This window comes from Algoriphagus kandeliae, assembly GCF_004571135.1.
GTDB lineage: Bacteria > Bacteroidota > Bacteroidia > Cytophagales > Cyclobacteriaceae > Algoriphagus > Algoriphagus kandeliae.
Genome location: NZ_SPSB01000001.1, coordinates 127,071 through 145,758, shown reverse-complemented (window position 1 = coordinate 145,758; position 18,688 = coordinate 127,071). Strand labels below are relative to the sequence as shown.

The window sequence follows — 18,688 nt, the reverse complement described above, 5'->3', positions numbered from 1 at the left end:
CAATAAATCCTAGCGAAAAGGGGCTATCAAATTTCCCAAAAACACCTTTGAAGAATCAATTGGGTTTACTTTTACCATATGTTTCATTTGTGAAAGACTCTTACCAAAATCCTTTTCTTTTGCATATAATCTTGAAAGTCTTCTCCTGATATGGTAAATCCTATTTGAAATAGCTATTTGCTGAAAATCTTTCAAAAAATATAGCTTCATTTTTTCAAATGTATCCAATTGATTTTCAAATTGTTGTATCAAATTTTTCCCTGACCAAATACCACTATTATGTATTCGGTAACAACCTGAGTTAAAATTTAAAAATCCGACAGGTCCGTGTTCAGTAGCTAAAGCGCTTAAAAAATTATCCGCATTGAACACTTCGAAGAATATTTCTGGAAATCCTTTTTTAAAGGCCTCTTTTCTAAATAAAGTTGTGAGGATTTTAGGCTTATATTTTTCTAAAATTACTTCGTGAGAAATAATTGAGGATAATCTTATTCCATCCCAAGCATTAGTTTTTAAAATTTTTCCATCCTCATCAACTTCTGAATAATTAGTACAACATGTAGAATAACTTGGATTAGCCTCTAAAAAATCTACCTGTTTTTGGAGTTTATATGGGTCAGTCCAAAAGTCATCCCCTTCACAAAAAGCAATATATTTCCCTTCACACCTTGGAAAATTATACCTTACAGCTATCCCTCTTACACCTTTAGAATATTGATTTTCTTCTTGAATTAAAACCTTAAAGGTGCTAGGATATTTTGATTCAAATTCCCTTATCACGTCTGAGGTTCCATCATTGGAAGCATCATCATATACAATTATTTCAAACCTAAAATTTACTTTTTGTTTTAAAATCCCCTCAAAACATTGTCTTATATACGGAAAATGATTGTAAGTAATACAAGACACAGAAACCAAAGGCTTATCACTCATTACCCTTTACTTTTCAAAATAAAAATTGGTCTATTTCTAAACTCGCCTAAAGAATCATTCCTTTGGATGTTTTCAGTGGACAACTCTTTATATTCAGTTAATCCTCCGATTTCCTCTGGAACTCCTATTGATTGAATAACCCAATTTCCATCTACCGCTGATTTAACAAAATCAATCATTTCGGACTTAGTTCCATCTTTAAAAAGAAGCTCATTCCGATCACCTTTCCAGCAAAAACCCATTTGCAAAACCATAAGGTTGGTTTTATCTGAAAAGTAATTGATAGCCTCTTTCATTTTTTCTAAAGCTTCCTCTTTTGAAAAACTCTGATCTCCAAAATCATCACCTAAATGGTGGATCACATTAAAGAGCAAAACAACATCTACATGATCATTTTCAAGATCAGTTTGAAAATCAAAGTATTTGTTTTTTACCTGAATATTGAGTCCCAAAAGCTCTTTAGCTTTGGAGACAAATTGAGCATGGTTGGCATTGCCTTCAATGTAGATTACTTCTTCAGCACCTAGATCCATTGCTTCAAAAGTAAAAAAACCTGTATTCCCACCGATATCAACCACACGTTTACCTGAAAAGGAAATTTGACTTGTAACCCAATCAAGCCTTTCCTGCTCAAACCTTGAAATAAATTGTTTTACATCCTGATGGATAAAAGATTTTAGAGCTTTTGGCAAAATTTGATATCCTGAATGCTTGCTATTCTTTTGATACAAATCAACCAATATATCTCTTTCAGTTAAGTTCATTAAGATAAATTTTTAATGTGTCATTCTTTAAGTATATATCACTCGCCATCAGCAGGTGATAATCCAAGTAAAATTGATCCTTGGAGTAATTATATATCTTGGGATTTTTCCCATTTCTCAAATTTGAAGCTAATCCACCAGACCAAAAGTAATATACTTCTGACCTGTAAGGTTTACTGACTTTAGAATCTTTCAAGCCATTATCCCAACAAAAGTCATCAAATAAGGTCATGTTTGAATCCAAAATAAGCTGTGAAGGTCCCCATAATCGAGGATTTGCTTCGATCATTATGAAATCGCGGCCATTAAATTTTACCTCCACCATCACTAATCCATAAAATCCAATTTTTTGGAAAGCTTGGATAAACATTTTTGCAATTTCCTGGCCATGAATAGTAGATGATTTGGCTAAAATCATTGAGGCTCCATCATCCTGTTGTATTAAATTTTCTTGCGAATAAATCGACACCTCTCCACCCCTTGAAAAATGGAATAATAGGTAATAACTAGGACCATCTATATATTCCTGAAAATAATAGTCAGAAAGATTATCCAAGTGATCAGCTTTTTCCAAATCGTTCTTAGAAAAAACTAAAATTGGCTTTTCATTGATTTTTGAGAGTCCTTGACCGTATTGTTTTGGTTTAATTACAAATGGGAATTTATTTGGAATTTTAAGTGAATCTTTAGGAACTGGTATTCCCATTAATCGACAAAACTCAGAAAACTTATGTTTATCTGATACCAAAGCGTATGTATTCTCATCACATAAGCCAAATTCCACACCATCTTCCAAAAACGATTTTCTATTCTTGAGTAGAAAACGATTAAGGAATTCCGTAGATGGCAAAATAAAAATCCGATCTACATTCCGTTTTTGTTTTGCTTTTTGATAAAAATAAGTGACTGACTCTACATCTAACCTATTCTTTGATCTTGTTGCCAAAACGTTTTCGGAAAATGAAGTTTGAAAAATTGTATCATCTTCTCCATTTGCAACAATATCAAAAGGGATTTGCTCCATTTTGGCATACCTACAGAAAGCAATAATTGCTCTTTGATTATTGCCTGAAAAAATAAGTATTGATTTTGAAGTCAAAACAACTTATCTATAAATAGAATTGATTATTCTACAAATCAAATCAACTTCCTCTAAAGACAATTCATAATATAAAGGAAGGCATAATACCTTGGAAGAAATTTCTTCAGTGACAGGTAATTCTTGTTTTGCGATATACGGAAGCTCTGATAAACTCGGGTAAAAATATCTTCTTGGAAAAATTTGAGATTTATTCAATCGGTCCAAACATTTTAACGCTGAATCACTATTTTCAAATAGAACAGGGTAATACGCGTAATTAATATCAGCATGCTTTGGAAATGCAGGCTTAACAATATTTAAATCGGACAGCTTTTGATCATAAAGCTCGGAAAGCAATTTTCGCTTTGCAATAATTTCATCAACCTTTTTCAGATTTACCAAACCCATGGCAGCATGAAACTCAGAATTTTTTCCATTGATCCCCAATTCACTGAATTTATATGGGCCATCGTGGCCAAAATTCCTCATGAAATTCATTCTATCATGAAGTCTTTTATTTTTTGTAAATACTCCCCCTCCCTCGATTGTATGAAATAGCTTCGTGGCATGGAAGCTTACTGTTGAAATATCACCGTATTCAAAAATTGATCTTCCCTTGTAATTCACCCCAAAACAATGGGCTCCATCATATATAACTTTTAAATTATGCTTCTTGGCAATTTGGTCAATTGCTTCAATATCGCATGGATTTCCATAAACATGCGTAGCCAAAATTGCTGTCGTATTTTCTGTTATTGAACCCTCGATTTTAGTCGGGTCAATATTGAGTGTTTTCTTGTCAATATCTACAAAAACAGGTGTACATCCCTCCCAAACTATACTGGAGGTCGTTGCCACATAAGAAAACGGTGTAGTAATTATTTCACCTTTAAGGTCCAATGCCTTAATAGCAATTTGAAGAGCAATTGTACCATTTCCGAGGTATAGAAAATTTTCTACATCAAGAAATTCTGCAATTTTTAATTCCAACTCATTGACCAAAGGACCGTTGTTTGTAAGCCATTGCCTTTTCCAGATTCCCTCCAAGTAATCTTGGTAATCCTTTAAAGGTGGTAAATAGGGTTTGGTAACCGGAATCATTTTTTTAAAATAATTTTTCGAAAATCAACAAAAGGTTCAGATTTGGCACCCCAAGAAATTAGAAAATAAATCATAATTCCGATCAACCCACCGCCTATCAGTTGGATCCAATCAACAGCGGGGAAATTTCCAATACTTCCTTTTACGAACCAACCCCCTATTGCTGCTACCCCTCCAATCAGAAAAATCGGCAGGATATCCCTTAACTGACTCCAAACATTATAGCCAATAAACCTTCCGCTATAAAATGAATTGATACCAAAAGCGACTAGATTCAAAATCACTTGTGTCCAAAGTAATGCGAATATACCATATGGTAGCGCAATAATTATACCTACAACGGTTAATGATTTTTTGATAATTTCCAACTTCAGAAAAAGATCACTCCTTCCTTTCACTTTGAGAATATTGAGATTGTATGAGTGAATGGGAAACATCAACCCGATAAAACATAAAATCTGAAAGTATGGGACTGCAGGAATCCATTTTTCAGTAAGGACAATTCGGAATAGGGGCTCAGCTAAGACTGCTGAAAGTGCCATAACTGGGGTAAGCCAAAACAAAACTTGCTGCATGATGCGCTTGTAGGCCACTTTTAATTTCTCATCATCATCTTGAATTTCTGAGAACATGGGAAAAGTAACTTTAGATAGGGTATTGGAAATATTCTTTACCGGAATCTGCTTTAGCGAATCTGCTTTGGTATAATACCCCAATTGAGTAACTGGAAAAAACTTTCCTATTACCAAATGGTAAATGTTCGAGAAAACGGAATTAATCACTCCTGCGAGTGTCAATTTGGCCCCATAACCAAAATGATATTTAAATCTTTCCCAATCAATCACCCACGATGGCCTCCAGTTGGAATACACCCAAAATTGCACACTCAAAAGTAAATTTTGAGCCAAATTCATTCCCACCAAAGCCCAGACTCCAAATCCTTGAAATGCCAAAACCAATCCCAATAGTCCCCCAACTATCGTTGAAGGGATAGTGATCTTCAATTCAGTTTTAAAATCCATATTCTTCACCAACCGGGTGCGCTGAACTGCAGAAAACGGATAAATAAGAAATGTCAAACAATAGACTTTGATGATAGCTTTTAAAGCTGGTTGATTAAAGAATTCACTGATAAGCCCAGCACTAAATACCATAGCAAGGTAGACCAAAACCCCAACCGCAAGATTGATAAAAAAAACGGTTGAAAAATCCCTTTGATCTGCATCCTTGGTTCGAATCAAACTCGAAGTCATCCCTGCATCAATCAAGCTGTTTCCCAATGCCATAAATACCGCAAGCATTCCAATAAGACCGAAATCTGCAGGCTCCAGTATCCTAGCCAAAAAAATGGTAACCAAAATCATGGTTAACTGAACCCCAAACTGCTGTGTGAGACTCCAAAAAAAACCATGTAGGGTTTTGGTTTTTAAGCTCATCGTGCGGGAACACCCATGATTTTTTTACCAGAAGATTGATTCCTAGTGACAACAGCACCAGCGCCAACAACCACTTCATCTCCTAATTCAACACCTGGGAGAATAATGGCTCCTGCTCCGATTCTACAGGATTTCCCAACTTTAGCTCCTCCCAAAAGCATGGCCCCAGGAGAAATCTCGGAAAATTCACCAACAAAGCAATTGTGATGGATATGAGCGCGAGTATTGATCAAAACCCCTTTTTCAATTAGAACCTCTGGACCCAAAAATGAAAATGGGAATAAATCAAACTCTAGTTCATTTTCAATTGAGGAGATGGAATATTCTCCTTTCAAACCTACAAAATCGCCTCCTTCACTCTTCAAAATAGAAAAGAGGCTTTTTCTAGAATTGGGATTTCCAACTCCCAAACAAAACCGGGAGTCTTTTTTAAAAACCTCACTTAAGGATTTAAGGCTTGTAATTACAGGCATACCACCAAGGCTCAGGCCTTCTTTCTTTTTGTCCTCATCAAAAAAAAGAATGTCTTTTTCATTAAGGCCAGTTCCTTTCAAGAGTTGAAGAACTTCAAGACCATGACCTCCTGCTCCTGCTATTACCATAAAGGTTCATATAGAAAAATCCCCTGAGTAACTCAGGGGATTTAATGGATTATTTAGCCCCAATCCCGTAATGGGAAAAACCCAGGGATTCAAGGTATTTTTTATCGTAGATATTTCGGCCATCAAAGACCACTTTGTTTTTCAAAAGCTTTCCGACAGCATCCCAACTTGGAATTCTAAACTCCGACCATTCTGTCACCAGCAACAAAGCATCTGCATCAACGCAGGCATCATAAGCATCCTTGCAATAGGTAACCTTGTCAAACAAATAATGCTCCTTAGCCTCTTCCATCGCCTTTGGATCGTATGCTCTCACCGTTGCACCGGCAGCTCGAAGTTCATCGATGATCACTGCAGCAGGAGACTCCCGCATATCATCCGTATTCGGCTTAAAGCTCAATCCCCACATGGCAAAGGTCATTCCGCTCAGGTCTTCACCAAAGTGTGATTTCACCTTGCTCGCCAACACATGCTTCTGGTCATCATTCACATCTTCTACAGCTTGAAGAACTCGAAGATCATACCCGTATTCCTTGGCAGTTTTGATGATTGCCTTCACATCTTTGGGAAAACAAGAACCTCCATAGCCTACTCCCGGGTAGATGAATTTATTTCCGATTCGAGGATCTGAACCAATCCCTTTACGTACCATATTAGCATCAGCCCCCACCTTTTCACAGAGGTTGGCAATGTCATTCATAAAAGAAATCTTGGTTGCCAACATAGCATTTGCTGCATACTTGGTCATCTCTGCTGAAGGGATATCCATATAGATGATCCGCTCACCGCTCAATTGGAAAGGCTTGTACAAACGTTGCATGATCTTTTCTGCTCGCTCATCATCCACTCCGATCACGATTCGGTCAGGTTTCAAGAAGTCTTCAACCGCGGCACCTTCTTTCAGGAATTCAGGATTGGAAGCCACTGCGAAAGGAAGGTCAGAACCTCTTTTATCCAAAGCTGCCTTTATCGTAGCTCGAACTTTTTCACCGGTCATCACGGGAACAGTACTCTTAGTGGCTACCACAATGTAATCCGTCATCTTCCGACCGATTTCATCAGCGACTGCCAATACATATTTCAAATCTGCCGAACCGTCCTCACCCGGAGGGGTTCCCACAGCAATAAATGCTACTTCAGCACCTTGGATAGCCTCTCCCAGATCAGTACTGAAATGAAGACGACCACTTTGGTAATTCCGAACCACGATCTCTTCCAATCCTGGCTCATAGATGGGCATAATACCCTGCTTGAGCTTATCGATTTTCTTCTGATCAATATCCACGCAGGTAACTTCGATCCCTACATCAGCAAAACATGCTCCTGAAACAAGGCCTACATACCCGGTTCCTACTACAGCAATTTTCATAACTTAAGCAGTTAAATTAATTAGTAAATAATCGTTCTATTAGAATTCCCAAAGTAGCTAAGCTAGAAGCAATTCCTATCCAACCGGAGGCTGACATTCGCTCTCTGGCCGGTTTTTGTGGAACTACAATTTCTGCTCCGGGCTCAACAGTCGGGTAATTTTTTATTCCTAAAAAGCTACGTGTTTGTGCGGCATCACCATTTGCATAGACCACGTATGATTTACTTTTTCTGGCATTTTCAGTGAATCCACCAGCTTTTGAAATATAGTGCTTTAAAGATTTTCCTTTATCAAAGCGAGTTGTAGTAGGCATCAAAACCTCTCCTACCATTCTTACTGTTTGCAATTGCTTTGGAACTTGTAGAATATCGCCTTCCAATAAAATCAAATCCGCCTCTGAACCGGGATTCTGAAGAATATATTCCAGATCAATTCCCACCAAGTCCTCTTGTTTAAATCTTGCTTGATTTAATTCTGGGTCTATGGATAATGTATCAGAGAAAGTAAAAAATTCATCCATTTCAGGTTGTACACTTTCATCTTCTCTTCTTTTCTGCTCGATTTCAGAAAGCTTCTTATCAACTCGTTCAAAAAGTAGCTTTTCAGCTTCATTCAATTCCCGGTTTATTTCAGGATTTAGTCTTTCCCACATCTGACGCAGACTTTCTTCGCGAAGTTCTTCTTCGGTTTTACCTTTATAATAAACCGTTCTTCGAATCAGGCTTGCTCCTTTAGGATAGGCAAACTGTGATAAACCTCCTGCTCGGGAAATCAAATCTGAAATGCGTTCATTGGCGTTGCCTAAAACAAATTCACCCGGATACCGGACTTCCCCACGAACAGCTACGATTTGCTCCCTCTCAAAACCAGGACTTCTTCTAATAAATACATGATCAAAAGGAGTTAAAGGCTTGGATGCTTCCTCCTCGCTCAACTGCAAGTCGGAATTAATTGTCAAAGTAGAGATTTCTGCAATTTTCCCACTACTCGCATCTCTCGCTCTACTTGCAATTTCGATGGAACTATTGGCTGCCGACTCCAAGAAACCACCAGCGCGAAGTACTAAATCTCCAACTGTCATGTTGGAAGCAAAAGGATAAGTTCCAGGAAAATTCACTTCCCCTGAAATCTTAACATAGTATTCCTCCTGAATATCATATCGGTTAGGAATGAAGAGGAGATCTTCATTTTTAAGAATTGTATTCTCTTCTTGTCCTTCCAAAATTTCTCTTAAATCCAAAGAAATAGCGCCCAAAGTCAGATCTGGATTGGTTCGATATAGGGTAGCTCGATTAGTAAATGCCTCAGGTTTTAATCCATCAGCCTTTTCAATTAATTCCAATATTCCCATGCCCTCCTCAAAAGAATATTCTCCGGGGCGATTTACAGCTCCACTGATTTGAACCCTATTTTGAAATCTCTCCAACACTTCTCCGACTAATATTTCATCCCCATCCTTTGGCATAAAGGATTCAAAACTGGCAGAAGCAACATCAATCACTTTTCGCTGATTGTTCTCAAATCTTCGGATCGTCACCCGATCTTGAAAAGCTAAAGAAGAAAACCCTCCTGCATACTTAAATAAATCTGCCAAGGAGTTTCCCTGTTCCACTTCAAAATATCCTTCCCTTCGTACGGGACCAATCAGTTCAACCCTAGCTTGGTAGGAAGGAACTATGATGACATCATTGTCATGGAGAGTAATATTTGAACTTTGGTCTCCATTGATCAAAAAATCATAGATATCAATAGTAGCAGCCAATTTAGAATCCCTATATACTTGAACATTTCTGAAGGCTCCATTTTCATTAGGACCTCCAGCAGAATACAAGGCGTTAAAAACGGTTGCAAATGAAGGCAGGGTATAAGTCCCAGGCTTAGTCACTTCTCCAACCAAGGAAACTTTAATTGACCGAATGTTTCCCAGTCTCATTTGAAGGAAGGTATTCGGAGAATTTCCTAAAAGACCAGAATATATTCTACCAAGACTAGTTTTTAATCGTGCAACTGCTGCTTCAATCGTAGATCCACCTATTTGTATAGGGCCCACGTTTGGAACAAAAATTCTTCCTTCTGGTGTAACAGTTAAATCATAAGATTGCTGAGAAGCTCCATAAATATCAATCAACAATTGATCACCGGAACCAATTACATAAGAAGATGGAGTTGGAATATTCAAACTTGGACTAAAATCCAATTCCCGGTTATGAAACAGTTTAAAACCAAAAATCTTCTTTTGGTCCGGAGTCAGATCATAATATGGATCTGATTTTCGCAGGGAATCAAATACATCAACAGAGCCTCCAAAATCCGTACTTCGGGAAAAATTACCATTTAAATTTTGGTTTGAGGACTTGGATCCACTCATCAATTCATTTATTCTTCGAGAAAGCTTAGCAGCTTCCGAAGGAGGCATTCCTCTTTCCTGAGCCAAGACAACCAACTGACTTGAATTGATTCCGTTAGCCTCGGCTCGCTTGACCAATTGTTCTATTTGGGCATTGGAAAGATCATCTACTCGTAAATTTTGAATATCAGAAAGGCTTTGTGCCAAACTAGCGTTTACGGTCAAAATGATCACGAAAACGATTAACCAAATCTTTCCAAAGACTGCCTTAAACACGAGTTGGCCTTTTGATTGAATATTTTCCAAGGAATTCAATGAATTAAATTGAAACGTTCCAAAGATGTAAAAATCGTACCGGATACGAGTTGATAATTTTTAAGAAATTGAAGGTAAGAATATTTTGGTTGATTACTATAACTCTATTTTTCAAAAACCAAAACTGTGTTTTCTGTAAGAAATTCAATACCCAATTAGATACAGCTTCGCCCTTTCGGTCCCATTTCACACCTAGCAATCCATGATTTTGAAACCCAGATAATCCTAGATTCCGATATTTTTATCAAAAAGGACCAATCCGGAAGACTCCATACGATTAGCCTTCAAAGTGAATACCACTTTTCTATTAATTAAGTCTTCCAATCTCTTGGTCAACCCCTTGATATAATCTTGATTTAAATCCTCCCCAACTACTACTACATCTATTTTCCCAGAGTCTACCCCTCTCGAAAGATCTCCTACCAGCAATACTTGCTCTACCTCCCCCATCCGCTCCAAAATCTGCTCCAATAGCTTATCCAAGCCCAAATACTTGCGAATAATATCTCTAATGTTGGTGTAGAAAGGATGGCTCGTGTTGGCCTTGTAGGATATTTTATTCTTATCTGATTCTTTTACTAAAACTCCAGCTTGGGTCAGATTATTCAATTCTTTACGAATTGCATTCGTTGATTCACCAAACTCTTCCGCCAAGCCTCGAAGGTGACTCTGGGTGTGGTGATTTACAAAAAACTTAACTAATAGCCTCAATCTGGTCTTTGAGGTGATCAGAGAATCAAGCATTAAAAATTAATTGGAAACCGAGTACCAAAGGTACTCATTAGAAAGAATCGATAAAAATAAATTTCAAGCTAATTTTTCTAAATCAACATTGTAAAACCTAAATAGGTCCATTATCCCCTATAGATGTTTTCAGGTTTCTTTTTTAATAGATTTCGAAGCAATTGCCCACTCCAAGAAGAAAAAGCGCCTAATAAAAAGCCTAGGAAACCAGTAGCTAAAATCAAAAGGGTTCCATTTCCTAATCCAAATAGCTGAGCCATTTTATCTGGTAAACTGCTTCCCGTTTCAATATTCAAATAGACTGCAAGCCCCATCCAAGCGAGTGACATTCCAAATCCTCCTCCAAAAAATGCTGCTGCTCCACCTGGCTGAATTACAAGGGCAAGAACCCCCAACCCAATCATTGCCCCCCAGAAAGGAGTGAATGGATTTAGGAAAAAAACCAAGACAAATGACAATAAAAGGTATAAAAGGAATTTCATGATTAGTTAGTAAAGGTTGTTTGAAACAATAAATCCTCTTCTTGATCCTCGCTTCTTAGATCAAAATTCAAGTAATCTCCATTTGCCCATTTGGAGATAAAGTTACTGTAAAACTTACTTCCTGGATTTCCGGACTGTCCTCCCGGATAGATTCCGAAAGCTTTAATTGGAGTCCCTAGCTCCACCACCATTCTCCAGCTAGCGCCGTGTCTCTCGCTTGTGGCATTCAAAATTCCTCTTCCTCCTCCGGTGTATACATTTTCAACTGAAAAAGGTCTGAATTGAGGAACCAAGTGCTGAATACTGGTGCGCTTATAATTAGCCCAAGTATAATCTCCTTCTTCTTGCTCCCACTCCTTCATAGATTCCACCATTTCTGCAAAACCTTTGCGAACATGGTTTGAAGCCGTTTCCTTAAGCTCTGTGTTTACATGGTCGAAAAATTCACTACTTGGATTATTTTTCAAAAGTCTGACCGTTTCATAATTATTCGGATAAACCACCGGCTCATCCCATTCCATCCAATCATTCCAGATTTGATTATAGGTTTTATTCCACCAAGTGTAAAATAAGGTTGGACCTTTTTGATTGGGATCTGCATAAAAATCCCAGGATTTTAGCTCACTTAAGTACTTTTCAGCTTTTTCATCACCGCCAGTCTCATTTCCCAAAAGTTCCAACATCACGGGTAGCGCCTCTGCGGCATGAAGATAATAATCGTCGAATTGAAGCTCCTTCATTTGATCTACAGTGATCGAATTCATTTCCCGCAATCGATTATTCAGACGTCTGTTTCGGTAATGTTCATAACTATTATCAAAAACATAATAAGGATAAGAAGGATCTACCGGATGCTGATTAGCTGAGGATACAAACCCCCGCTCAGGATTTAGGGTACTTGGATTATGTTCATTTGGAATAAATGCTTGCCATTCCATTTGAGGATCAGCCCCATCCATGAAAAATTTACCTTGCTTATCCCACTTCACAGGGAACTTACCCTGAATTCGCATCGCGATATCCCCTGAAACAGAAGCAAAAACAAAATTTTGGGCTGGAGCTGTAAAATGATTCAAAGCGTCATTGTAATCGTCATGATTCTTTGCCTTATTCATTTTGATAAATGTCAGTTGCTCATTGGAACCCATATGGGCTGTCCATTTCAAAGCAAAATTCATATCCTGTCGTTCACTCCCAAAAGTCCGATCATAAACAACTGGCCCATAGTGGGTGTAAACAACCGTATCATAGTAAGGCTCTTGCCCTTTTACTTTAATCTCTTCAATTCGATGGCTGGCCTCTCTCCATTCATTTCCATATCGGTAAGTTTTTCGCGAATCGTCCTGAAATGTGATTTTATACCAATCCCGTGCATCTTTGGTGGCATTGGTTACACCCCAAGCAATATTTTCATTGAAACCTGAAATTACACCCAGAGCTCCTGGCAAGGTCGCTCCTTTTACCCGATGCTCTGGAGTGCTAAGTTGCATGCTATACCACAAGGAAGGAAGATTTAGACTTAGGTGTGGATCATTAGCCAAAATAGGATTTCCATTTTTGGTTTTTGATCCAGCTACTGCCCAGTTATTTGAACCAACTCCTTCTTCCGGTTGAGGCAAAGGATCGATTACCAATTTATCATCTGGATAAGTGCCTTCTTCAGGACTATTTACCTGAATTGGTTCAAAATCCCATACTCTTTCAGCCTCAATTACTGGATCATTTTCTTCTGGAAACTCAGGAAATAATAAGTCTAATTTTTCCTCCCCAAGAATTTTTCGAAGATTAGAATATTGCAGATCTCGGTCTCCCACAAGCATGTCGGACATGTATTTAAGAAGAAGCAAAGACTTGTAGGAAGACCAGTTTTCCGGGTGATAATTCAAAATTTTATATTCTACTGGAAGCCGTGCATCGTCCAGGGAGGCTATATACTGATTTACACCATCCGCATAGGCTTCCAATAGAACCAACATTTCTGGATGATTTTCTTTTACAAATTCATACCCAAGCTCTGCACCATATGCAAGCCCTTTTCTCCTTGTCATCCTATCCAATTCCAATGCAACTGGACCGACTATTTCGGAAATTCTTCCAGCAGCTGCCATGGTTTGAAACTCCATCTGCCACAAGCGGTGCTGCGCCGTCACATATCCTTGTACTCGATATAAATCCTCCTCGTTTTGAGCAAAAATGTGAGGAATTAGGTTTTCATCGTAAGCCACCTTTACAGGGGCAGAAAGCCCTTCCAACTGAATCGTTTCCTCGGCCAATTGATCCTCACTGTACATATTTTGCCAAAATCCATGGTTTGGATCTAATAATGGCGCAACAGGAGGTGCAGGCCCCATCGGAATAGATACTACATAGCCTAATACAACCGTGATGAGGAATACTAAAACAAAGGAGAAAACTTTCATGAATGAATAGGATGATTCAGAAGCTAGCAATATAAGAAAAACGGGAAAATCTTGATTTGTTTTTCCTTTTGGAAAAAGAAAAAACCCGGCTTTAAAACCCGGGTTATTAAAATTTTAAAGATATCTTATTGTATTCGAATCGGAAGTTTGAGTTTTTCCCAGCGAATAACGATTCCTGGTTCTTCAATATCGATTGAAAGTCTTTCTTGAGAGGCTTCTTCCCATTCCGGACTGACATCCACTCGAAGTACATCTTGTTTTTCATCATACTGGAAATGACCATGCTCCAAATCCCACTCGGAGTTAAGAATTACTGTCCAAGCTCCATTTTCCTTAGGAATGGTAAAAAGAGAATACTTTCCCGGAGCCAAAGGCTTTCCCTCCACAGTCATCTCCTCAGAAAGTTCCACAAAGGTTGCCTCGTTGGCACCTGTTCTCCAAACCACATTGTAAGGTACCAAGTCACCCCAAATTTGTCTCCCCTTTACAGAAGGTGAGCCATATTGAACCTTAAAAGTCTTTCCGGAAATAGTTCCTTCTTTTACTTCCAAAGGACTCGGACGCGTCTCCTGCTCTGATTCTTCCGTCATTTCGGTATTAGAATTTTCTTCCGTTGTTTCAGAGTTTTTGCTACCGCAAGAAACAAAAACAGATAGTGCCACTAAGGCCGGAACAAATAGGTATCTCTTTTTCATAGTCGCTAATTTATCTTAAATAGTCTTCTAATATTCAACAAACAAAATCTGATCCTAATATTTGGAAACGAATTCCACGATACCAAAATAAATAATTTCCATTTTAGCACCACTTTTGTTTGATTACGGATTCATTGGAGGTCATGTTAAGCTTTCTTTACTTTAAAAATTCAATTCATTTAGTTCAAGGTTGATGAGATTTATTGCTTGGTTACTTTTTATCGCCTCCCTCCTGATTTTTGGCAGTGTTTTCATTCGGCCGGTTGACTTCCCCTATGTCGGGCTTCTCCCTTTCTTTATTCCATTATTCTGGCTTTTGAATTTTTTCTTATTCCTCATTTTATTCATCGCTTGGAAAAAATCGGCTTGGATTCCATTCATTGCTCTTTGTATCGGTTTTCGTTTTTTAGAAATCAGCTTTCAATGGCATCCAAAAAATGATGCTGAAGAAGGCCTAAAAGTCCTTAGCTATAATATCCATTTATTTGACTACAAGAGAAGGTCTGGCGGGAAATTCGATCCGAATATTTTTACCTGGATTCAAGATCATCCAGCTCAAATCAAAGCTTTCCAGGAATTCTACCAAGACTACACTTCTGCCTCAAGAAATGCGGTGGATTTATTGGGAGAGAAAAACAATCGGGAGATTTACTACGAAATAATCGAAGGAAACCCCAAACGAAGATCTTTTGGGCTGGCCATTACTTCTGCTTTTCCCATCATTAACCAAGGGAAAGTCTTTGATAATAGCCGAACCAACGGTGCCATTTTTGCCGATGTCTTGTATGAAGGAGACACCATTCGGATTTACAACTGCCATCTTGAATCCATGAAGATCGAATCGGATAAATTGGATGAACTGGAGGAAGTAAAGGCCAATTATCGCCAAACTTTAAAAAAGCTTCATGAGGGAAGTCTAAATCGAAGCCGACAGGTGTCCGTCATTGAAAAGCATATTGAAAGCTGTCCATATCCCGTGATTTTAATGGGAGATTTGAATGAAATCCCTTATTCCAACAACTATTTCAGGTTGAGCAAAATACTATCAAACGCATTTGAAGGAGCAGGAAGAGGCTTTGGCTTTACTTATAATCGAATCCTTTTTTTCCTACGAATTGACCACATATTTGCATCGGAGAAATTGGAACCGATACAATTTGAAACGCATCAAGAGGTAGATTACTCTGATCATTACCCAATCTCAGCAACCTTCCGTTTTAAGGATTAGTAAATCTTTTTTTGACCTTGCTTTCCCAGACTTTTTTCATGGGAAGCAGCAGCAAAGGGAGAAAAAGCAAATCTGCCGATAGTGCAAATAAAAGTGCCATGGCAATTAATAATCCGGTGTAAAAAGTTACTCCGAAATCACTGAATAAAAAGAGGCTAAAGCCTAACACAAGAATGACTGTTGTCAAAACCAAAGCCTTGCCCGTTTCCAAAAAGGTCCGCTTTAAGGCATATAGATAAGTTCTTCCAGAGGCCAATTCTGTTCGCAATCGAGCCATAAAATGAATGCTATCATCCACCGCTATACCGAAAGCTACCGAAAACAAAATCGCAGTAGTCAACTTTAACTCAATATCCATCAAATACATGGCCGCCAGCATCATAAGTAATGGAATTATATTGGGAATGAGTAGAATTAATGAAATTCTCCACGATCGGAAAAGTATTCCCGCAATCACTCCCACTAACAAAAAGGCTACACCAAGACCTCTTGCCATTTGTAATGTCACAGACTCATGACCCCGATCAATTAAATAAGCTGTGCCCGTCCATTTCACCCGCAAAACCTCCGGGTCTATTTCCCCATCTACAAATTCCTGGAAAGAGCTTCTAATTTCTCCCATTTTGAGACTCCCCAAATCCGGCAACCTTCCACTTATCCGAGCCAATCGGTTTTCTGGATTATAAATCGAAGGGACAAATTGTGAGGGATTAGAATTCAATATCTTTTCCATCCGAAGATATTGACCTTTGCTTGGGAATCGGAAAGCTTCCCGATTTCCTTGATTTTGTGCTTGGTTTAAAACTTTTGCGATGGTTAAAGGGGATATCAAGGAAACTCCCTCAAAAATTTCCTGGAGCTTATTTTCAATTTTTTGAATCTCTTCTAAGACAGCGTAATCGAAAATATTGCCTTCTTCAGAAGGGGTCCAAATTGCAATTTCCAATGGATTTGATCCTCCAAATTGTTGATCGAAATACTCAAAATCGGCGCGAATGGGATGATTGGAAGGCAGGTTATCCAATAAAAACCCATTAATTCGAACCTTTGCCCCCAAACCAATAGATAAAACTGAAAGGCCTAAAAATATCCAAATCACCGATTTTCGGTACTGAAGTAGGCCTAGAAATAGTCTGTTTAATCTCCAGACTTTTGAAGAATTAGAAGAATTTTTAAACGATGGAATACGTATCAAAAACAATAATCCTGGGGTAATCAAAATCACCGCCAAAAACATCATAAAAATCCCTATCCCTGTGGTCAAGCCGAAGTCTTTCAATGCCGGAACAGAAGTAAACCACAGCGATAAAAATCCAAAAGCTGTCGTCAACATGGTCAAGCCAATTGGAATCAATAAATGCTTAAAAGTTCGGTGGATGGCCTGTTGTACTGAAAATCCCTTCTCTAGATTTTGCTTTAGATGAGAAAACAAATGAACCAAAGCTCCCAACCCAACAATCAAAAAAATGGTAGGCTGCATCACCGACATCAAAGCTAGCGGTTTTCCTAACCAAAGAATAACCCCAAAACCCCATACAACCCCTATTCCTAACACAAAAATAGGAATCAACACTCCCCACCAAGACCTAAAAAGAAGTATCAACATGATGAGCATTGTCAACAAAGACAAGCCCAGAAAGAAACTAAACTCAGCCTGCATCAATTCAACAAAATCACGCTGGGTTTGAATCTTTCCAGCTACTGCTCGAAGATCAAGCTTCGACTCTGAGATTTTTTCTAAAATTTGTCCATATAGGATGTCTCCTTCCTCTTTGGATATATTCTTCAAATTCCGAACTAAAAGTAAAAGCGCCTTACCGTCTTTTGAAATGAATTTATCCATTAATGGAAAATCCAATCGATTTACTTTTTGAGGCTCTTGTCCGATTGAAACAACAGGGACAAGACGAATACCAAAGGGAGAAATGCGGGGCTGCTTTAGATTTAAAACAGAAAGCGTAGTATCTACATTTTCTAGTTTTTCGATTTCTCTTTGAAGGAGCTGAAAACGATTTAAAAAATCTGTTTCCCAAGGTTCCTTTCCTTGATTTTCAAAGGCTAGCAACAGATAATCATTATCCTCCCCAAATTGTTGGGCATAGCTTTGATAAAACCCCAAATCCTCATCATCCTGAGGAAAAAACTGCTCAAAATCGTAATCAAACCGTGGAAATGGCGGAAAGAGCACAAAACTCAAAGAAAAAACGAGCGAAACGAAAAGGAAAGAAAAAGCTTGCCGCTTTGACCACATGAATAGAGAGACACTTAGATTTATGACAATTATAATCAGATTTGAAGTCCTTTGTTTTCATTCCTATTTTCAAAGGAAGCTTGTATCTTAGATCATCGATTCAATTCAACTTAAAAATCATGAAGCAATACCACGAATTAATGCAGCGAATCCTGGATGAAGGAGTAAAAAAAACAGATAGAACAGGAACCGGAACGCTTAGCATTTTTGGACATCAAATGCGTTTTGATCTATCGGAAGGATTTCCCGTAGTTACTACCAAAAAACTGCATCTTCGTTCGATTATCATTGAATTGCTTTGGTTTTTAAGAGGAAGCACCAATATCGGCTGGTTAAAAGAAAATGGAGTATCCATCTGGGATGAATGGGCCGATGAAAATGGAGATTTAGGTCCTGTCTATGGCTATCAGTGGAAACATTGGCCGGATGGGAAAGGCGGAGAAATTGACCAAATCAAAAAACTGATTGATCAAATCAAAAACAAACCGGATAGTAGACGGCACATTGTCAGCGCTTGGAATGTAGCAGATGTAGACCAAATGGCCCTCCCTCCTTGCCATACCCTTTTTCAGTTTTATGTAGCAGATGGCAAACTTTCTTGCCAATTATACCAGCGAAGTGCAGATGTCTTTCTGGGAGTTCCATTTAATATTGCCTCTTATGCACTATTCACTATGATGGTTGCACAAGTCTGTGATCTGGAACCAGGTGAATTTGTTCATACTTTCGGTGATGCTCATCTTTATTTAAACCATTTAGAGCAAGCTCATCTCCAACTTAGCCGCGAATGCCGCCCACTTCCTACCATGAAGATAAATCCAGATGTCAAAGACATATTTGGATTTAAGTATGAGGATTTTGAATTGCTGAATTATGATCCACATCCGCATATCAAAGCACCCGTGGCTGTTTAAAACAAA

The 18,688-nt window shown here is 38.4% G+C and carries 15 protein-coding genes; 2 read left to right on the top strand and 13 right to left on the bottom strand.

Annotation, left to right across the window (positions count from 1 at the left end; genetic code table 11):
• Positions 1 to 9: 9 nt before the first annotated feature.
• The 12 genes from E4S40_RS00645 to E4S40_RS00590 all read right to left on the bottom strand — a co-directional run bounded on the left by E4S40_RS00645 (position 10) and on the right by E4S40_RS00590 (position 14,289).
• Positions 10 to 933, bottom strand: coding sequence for a glycosyltransferase (locus E4S40_RS00645; protein WP_135069343.1), 924 nt, complete (start codon positions 931 to 933; stop codon positions 10 to 12).
• Positions 933 to 1,697, bottom strand: coding sequence for a class I SAM-dependent methyltransferase (locus tag E4S40_RS00640; RefSeq protein WP_135069340.1), 765 nt, complete (start codon positions 1,695 to 1,697; stop codon positions 933 to 935). Before E4S40_RS00640 ends, E4S40_RS00645 begins: the two co-directional genes overlap by 1 nt.
• Positions 1,684 to 2,796 carry an ATP-grasp domain-containing protein gene (locus E4S40_RS00635; protein ID WP_161971741.1) on the bottom strand — a complete coding sequence of 371 codons (1,113 nt, stop codon included), beginning with the start codon at positions 2,794 to 2,796 and terminating at the stop codon, positions 1,684 to 1,686. Before E4S40_RS00635 ends, E4S40_RS00640 begins: the two co-directional genes overlap by 14 nt.
• A gap of 6 nt (positions 2,797 to 2,802) precedes the next feature.
• Positions 2,803 to 3,879: a DegT/DnrJ/EryC1/StrS family aminotransferase gene (locus E4S40_RS00630; protein WP_135069334.1), complete on the bottom strand. Its 1,077-nt coding sequence runs from the start codon at positions 3,877 to 3,879 to the stop codon at positions 2,803 to 2,805.
• The gene (locus E4S40_RS00625) at positions 3,876 to 5,315 is read right to left on the bottom strand and encodes a lipopolysaccharide biosynthesis protein (RefSeq protein WP_135069331.1); all 1,440 of its coding nucleotides are present in this window, start codon (positions 5,313 to 5,315) and stop codon (positions 3,876 to 3,878) included. Before E4S40_RS00625 ends, E4S40_RS00630 begins: the two co-directional genes overlap by 4 nt.
• Positions 5,312 to 5,917: a PglD-related sugar-binding protein gene (locus tag E4S40_RS00620; RefSeq protein ID WP_135069326.1), complete on the bottom strand. Its 606-nt coding sequence runs from the start codon at positions 5,915 to 5,917 to the stop codon at positions 5,312 to 5,314. Before E4S40_RS00620 ends, E4S40_RS00625 begins: the two co-directional genes overlap by 4 nt.
• Before the next feature lie 49 nt (positions 5,918 to 5,966).
• The gene (locus tag E4S40_RS00615; RefSeq protein ID WP_135069323.1) at positions 5,967 to 7,286 is read right to left on the bottom strand and encodes a UDP-glucose dehydrogenase family protein; all 1,320 of its coding nucleotides are present in this window, start codon (positions 7,284 to 7,286) and stop codon (positions 5,967 to 5,969) included.
• 16 nt (positions 7,287 to 7,302) lie between these two features.
• Positions 7,303 to 9,885: an SLBB domain-containing protein gene (locus E4S40_RS00610; protein ID WP_135071460.1), complete on the bottom strand. Its 2,583-nt coding sequence runs from the start codon at positions 9,883 to 9,885 to the stop codon at positions 7,303 to 7,305.
• 288 nt (positions 9,886 to 10,173) lie between these two features.
• A complete protein-coding gene (locus E4S40_RS00605) occupies positions 10,174 to 10,692 on the bottom strand; it encodes an ArsR family transcriptional regulator (protein ID WP_135069320.1) in 519 nt (172 codons plus the stop codon).
• Positions 10,693 to 10,802: 110 nt separating this feature from the next.
• Positions 10,803 to 11,174 (bottom strand): hypothetical protein, encoded by a 372-nt coding sequence (locus E4S40_RS00600; RefSeq protein WP_135069317.1) that lies wholly within the window; start codon positions 11,172 to 11,174, stop codon positions 10,803 to 10,805.
• A 2-nt stretch (positions 11,175 to 11,176) separates the two neighbouring features.
• The gene (locus tag E4S40_RS00595; protein WP_135069314.1) at positions 11,177 to 13,594 is read right to left on the bottom strand and encodes a penicillin acylase family protein; all 2,418 of its coding nucleotides are present in this window, start codon (positions 13,592 to 13,594) and stop codon (positions 11,177 to 11,179) included.
• Between the two features lie 125 nt (positions 13,595 to 13,719).
• The gene (locus E4S40_RS00590; protein ID WP_135069311.1) at positions 13,720 to 14,289 is read right to left on the bottom strand and encodes a DUF2911 domain-containing protein; all 570 of its coding nucleotides are present in this window, start codon (positions 14,287 to 14,289) and stop codon (positions 13,720 to 13,722) included.
• A 193-nt stretch (positions 14,290 to 14,482) separates the two neighbouring features.
• On the opposite strand from E4S40_RS00590, the gene E4S40_RS00585 reads away from it, so the two are divergent.
• Positions 14,483 to 15,517, top strand: coding sequence for an endonuclease/exonuclease/phosphatase family protein (locus tag E4S40_RS00585; RefSeq protein WP_135069308.1), 1,035 nt, complete (start codon positions 14,483 to 14,485; stop codon positions 15,515 to 15,517).
• Here the strand turns inward: E4S40_RS00585 and E4S40_RS00580 are convergent.
• A complete protein-coding gene (locus E4S40_RS00580) occupies positions 15,507 to 17,768 on the bottom strand; it encodes an efflux RND transporter permease subunit (RefSeq protein WP_135069305.1) in 2,262 nt (753 codons plus the stop codon). The two genes, E4S40_RS00585 and E4S40_RS00580, sit on opposite strands and share 11 nt — an antisense overlap.
• 119 nt (positions 17,769 to 17,887) lie before the next feature.
• Between E4S40_RS00580 and E4S40_RS00575 the strand changes: the two genes are divergently transcribed.
• The gene (locus tag E4S40_RS00575; protein ID WP_135069302.1) at positions 17,888 to 18,682 is read left to right on the top strand and encodes a thymidylate synthase; all 795 of its coding nucleotides are present in this window, start codon (positions 17,888 to 17,890) and stop codon (positions 18,680 to 18,682) included.
• Positions 18,683 to 18,688 lie beyond the last annotated feature (6 nt).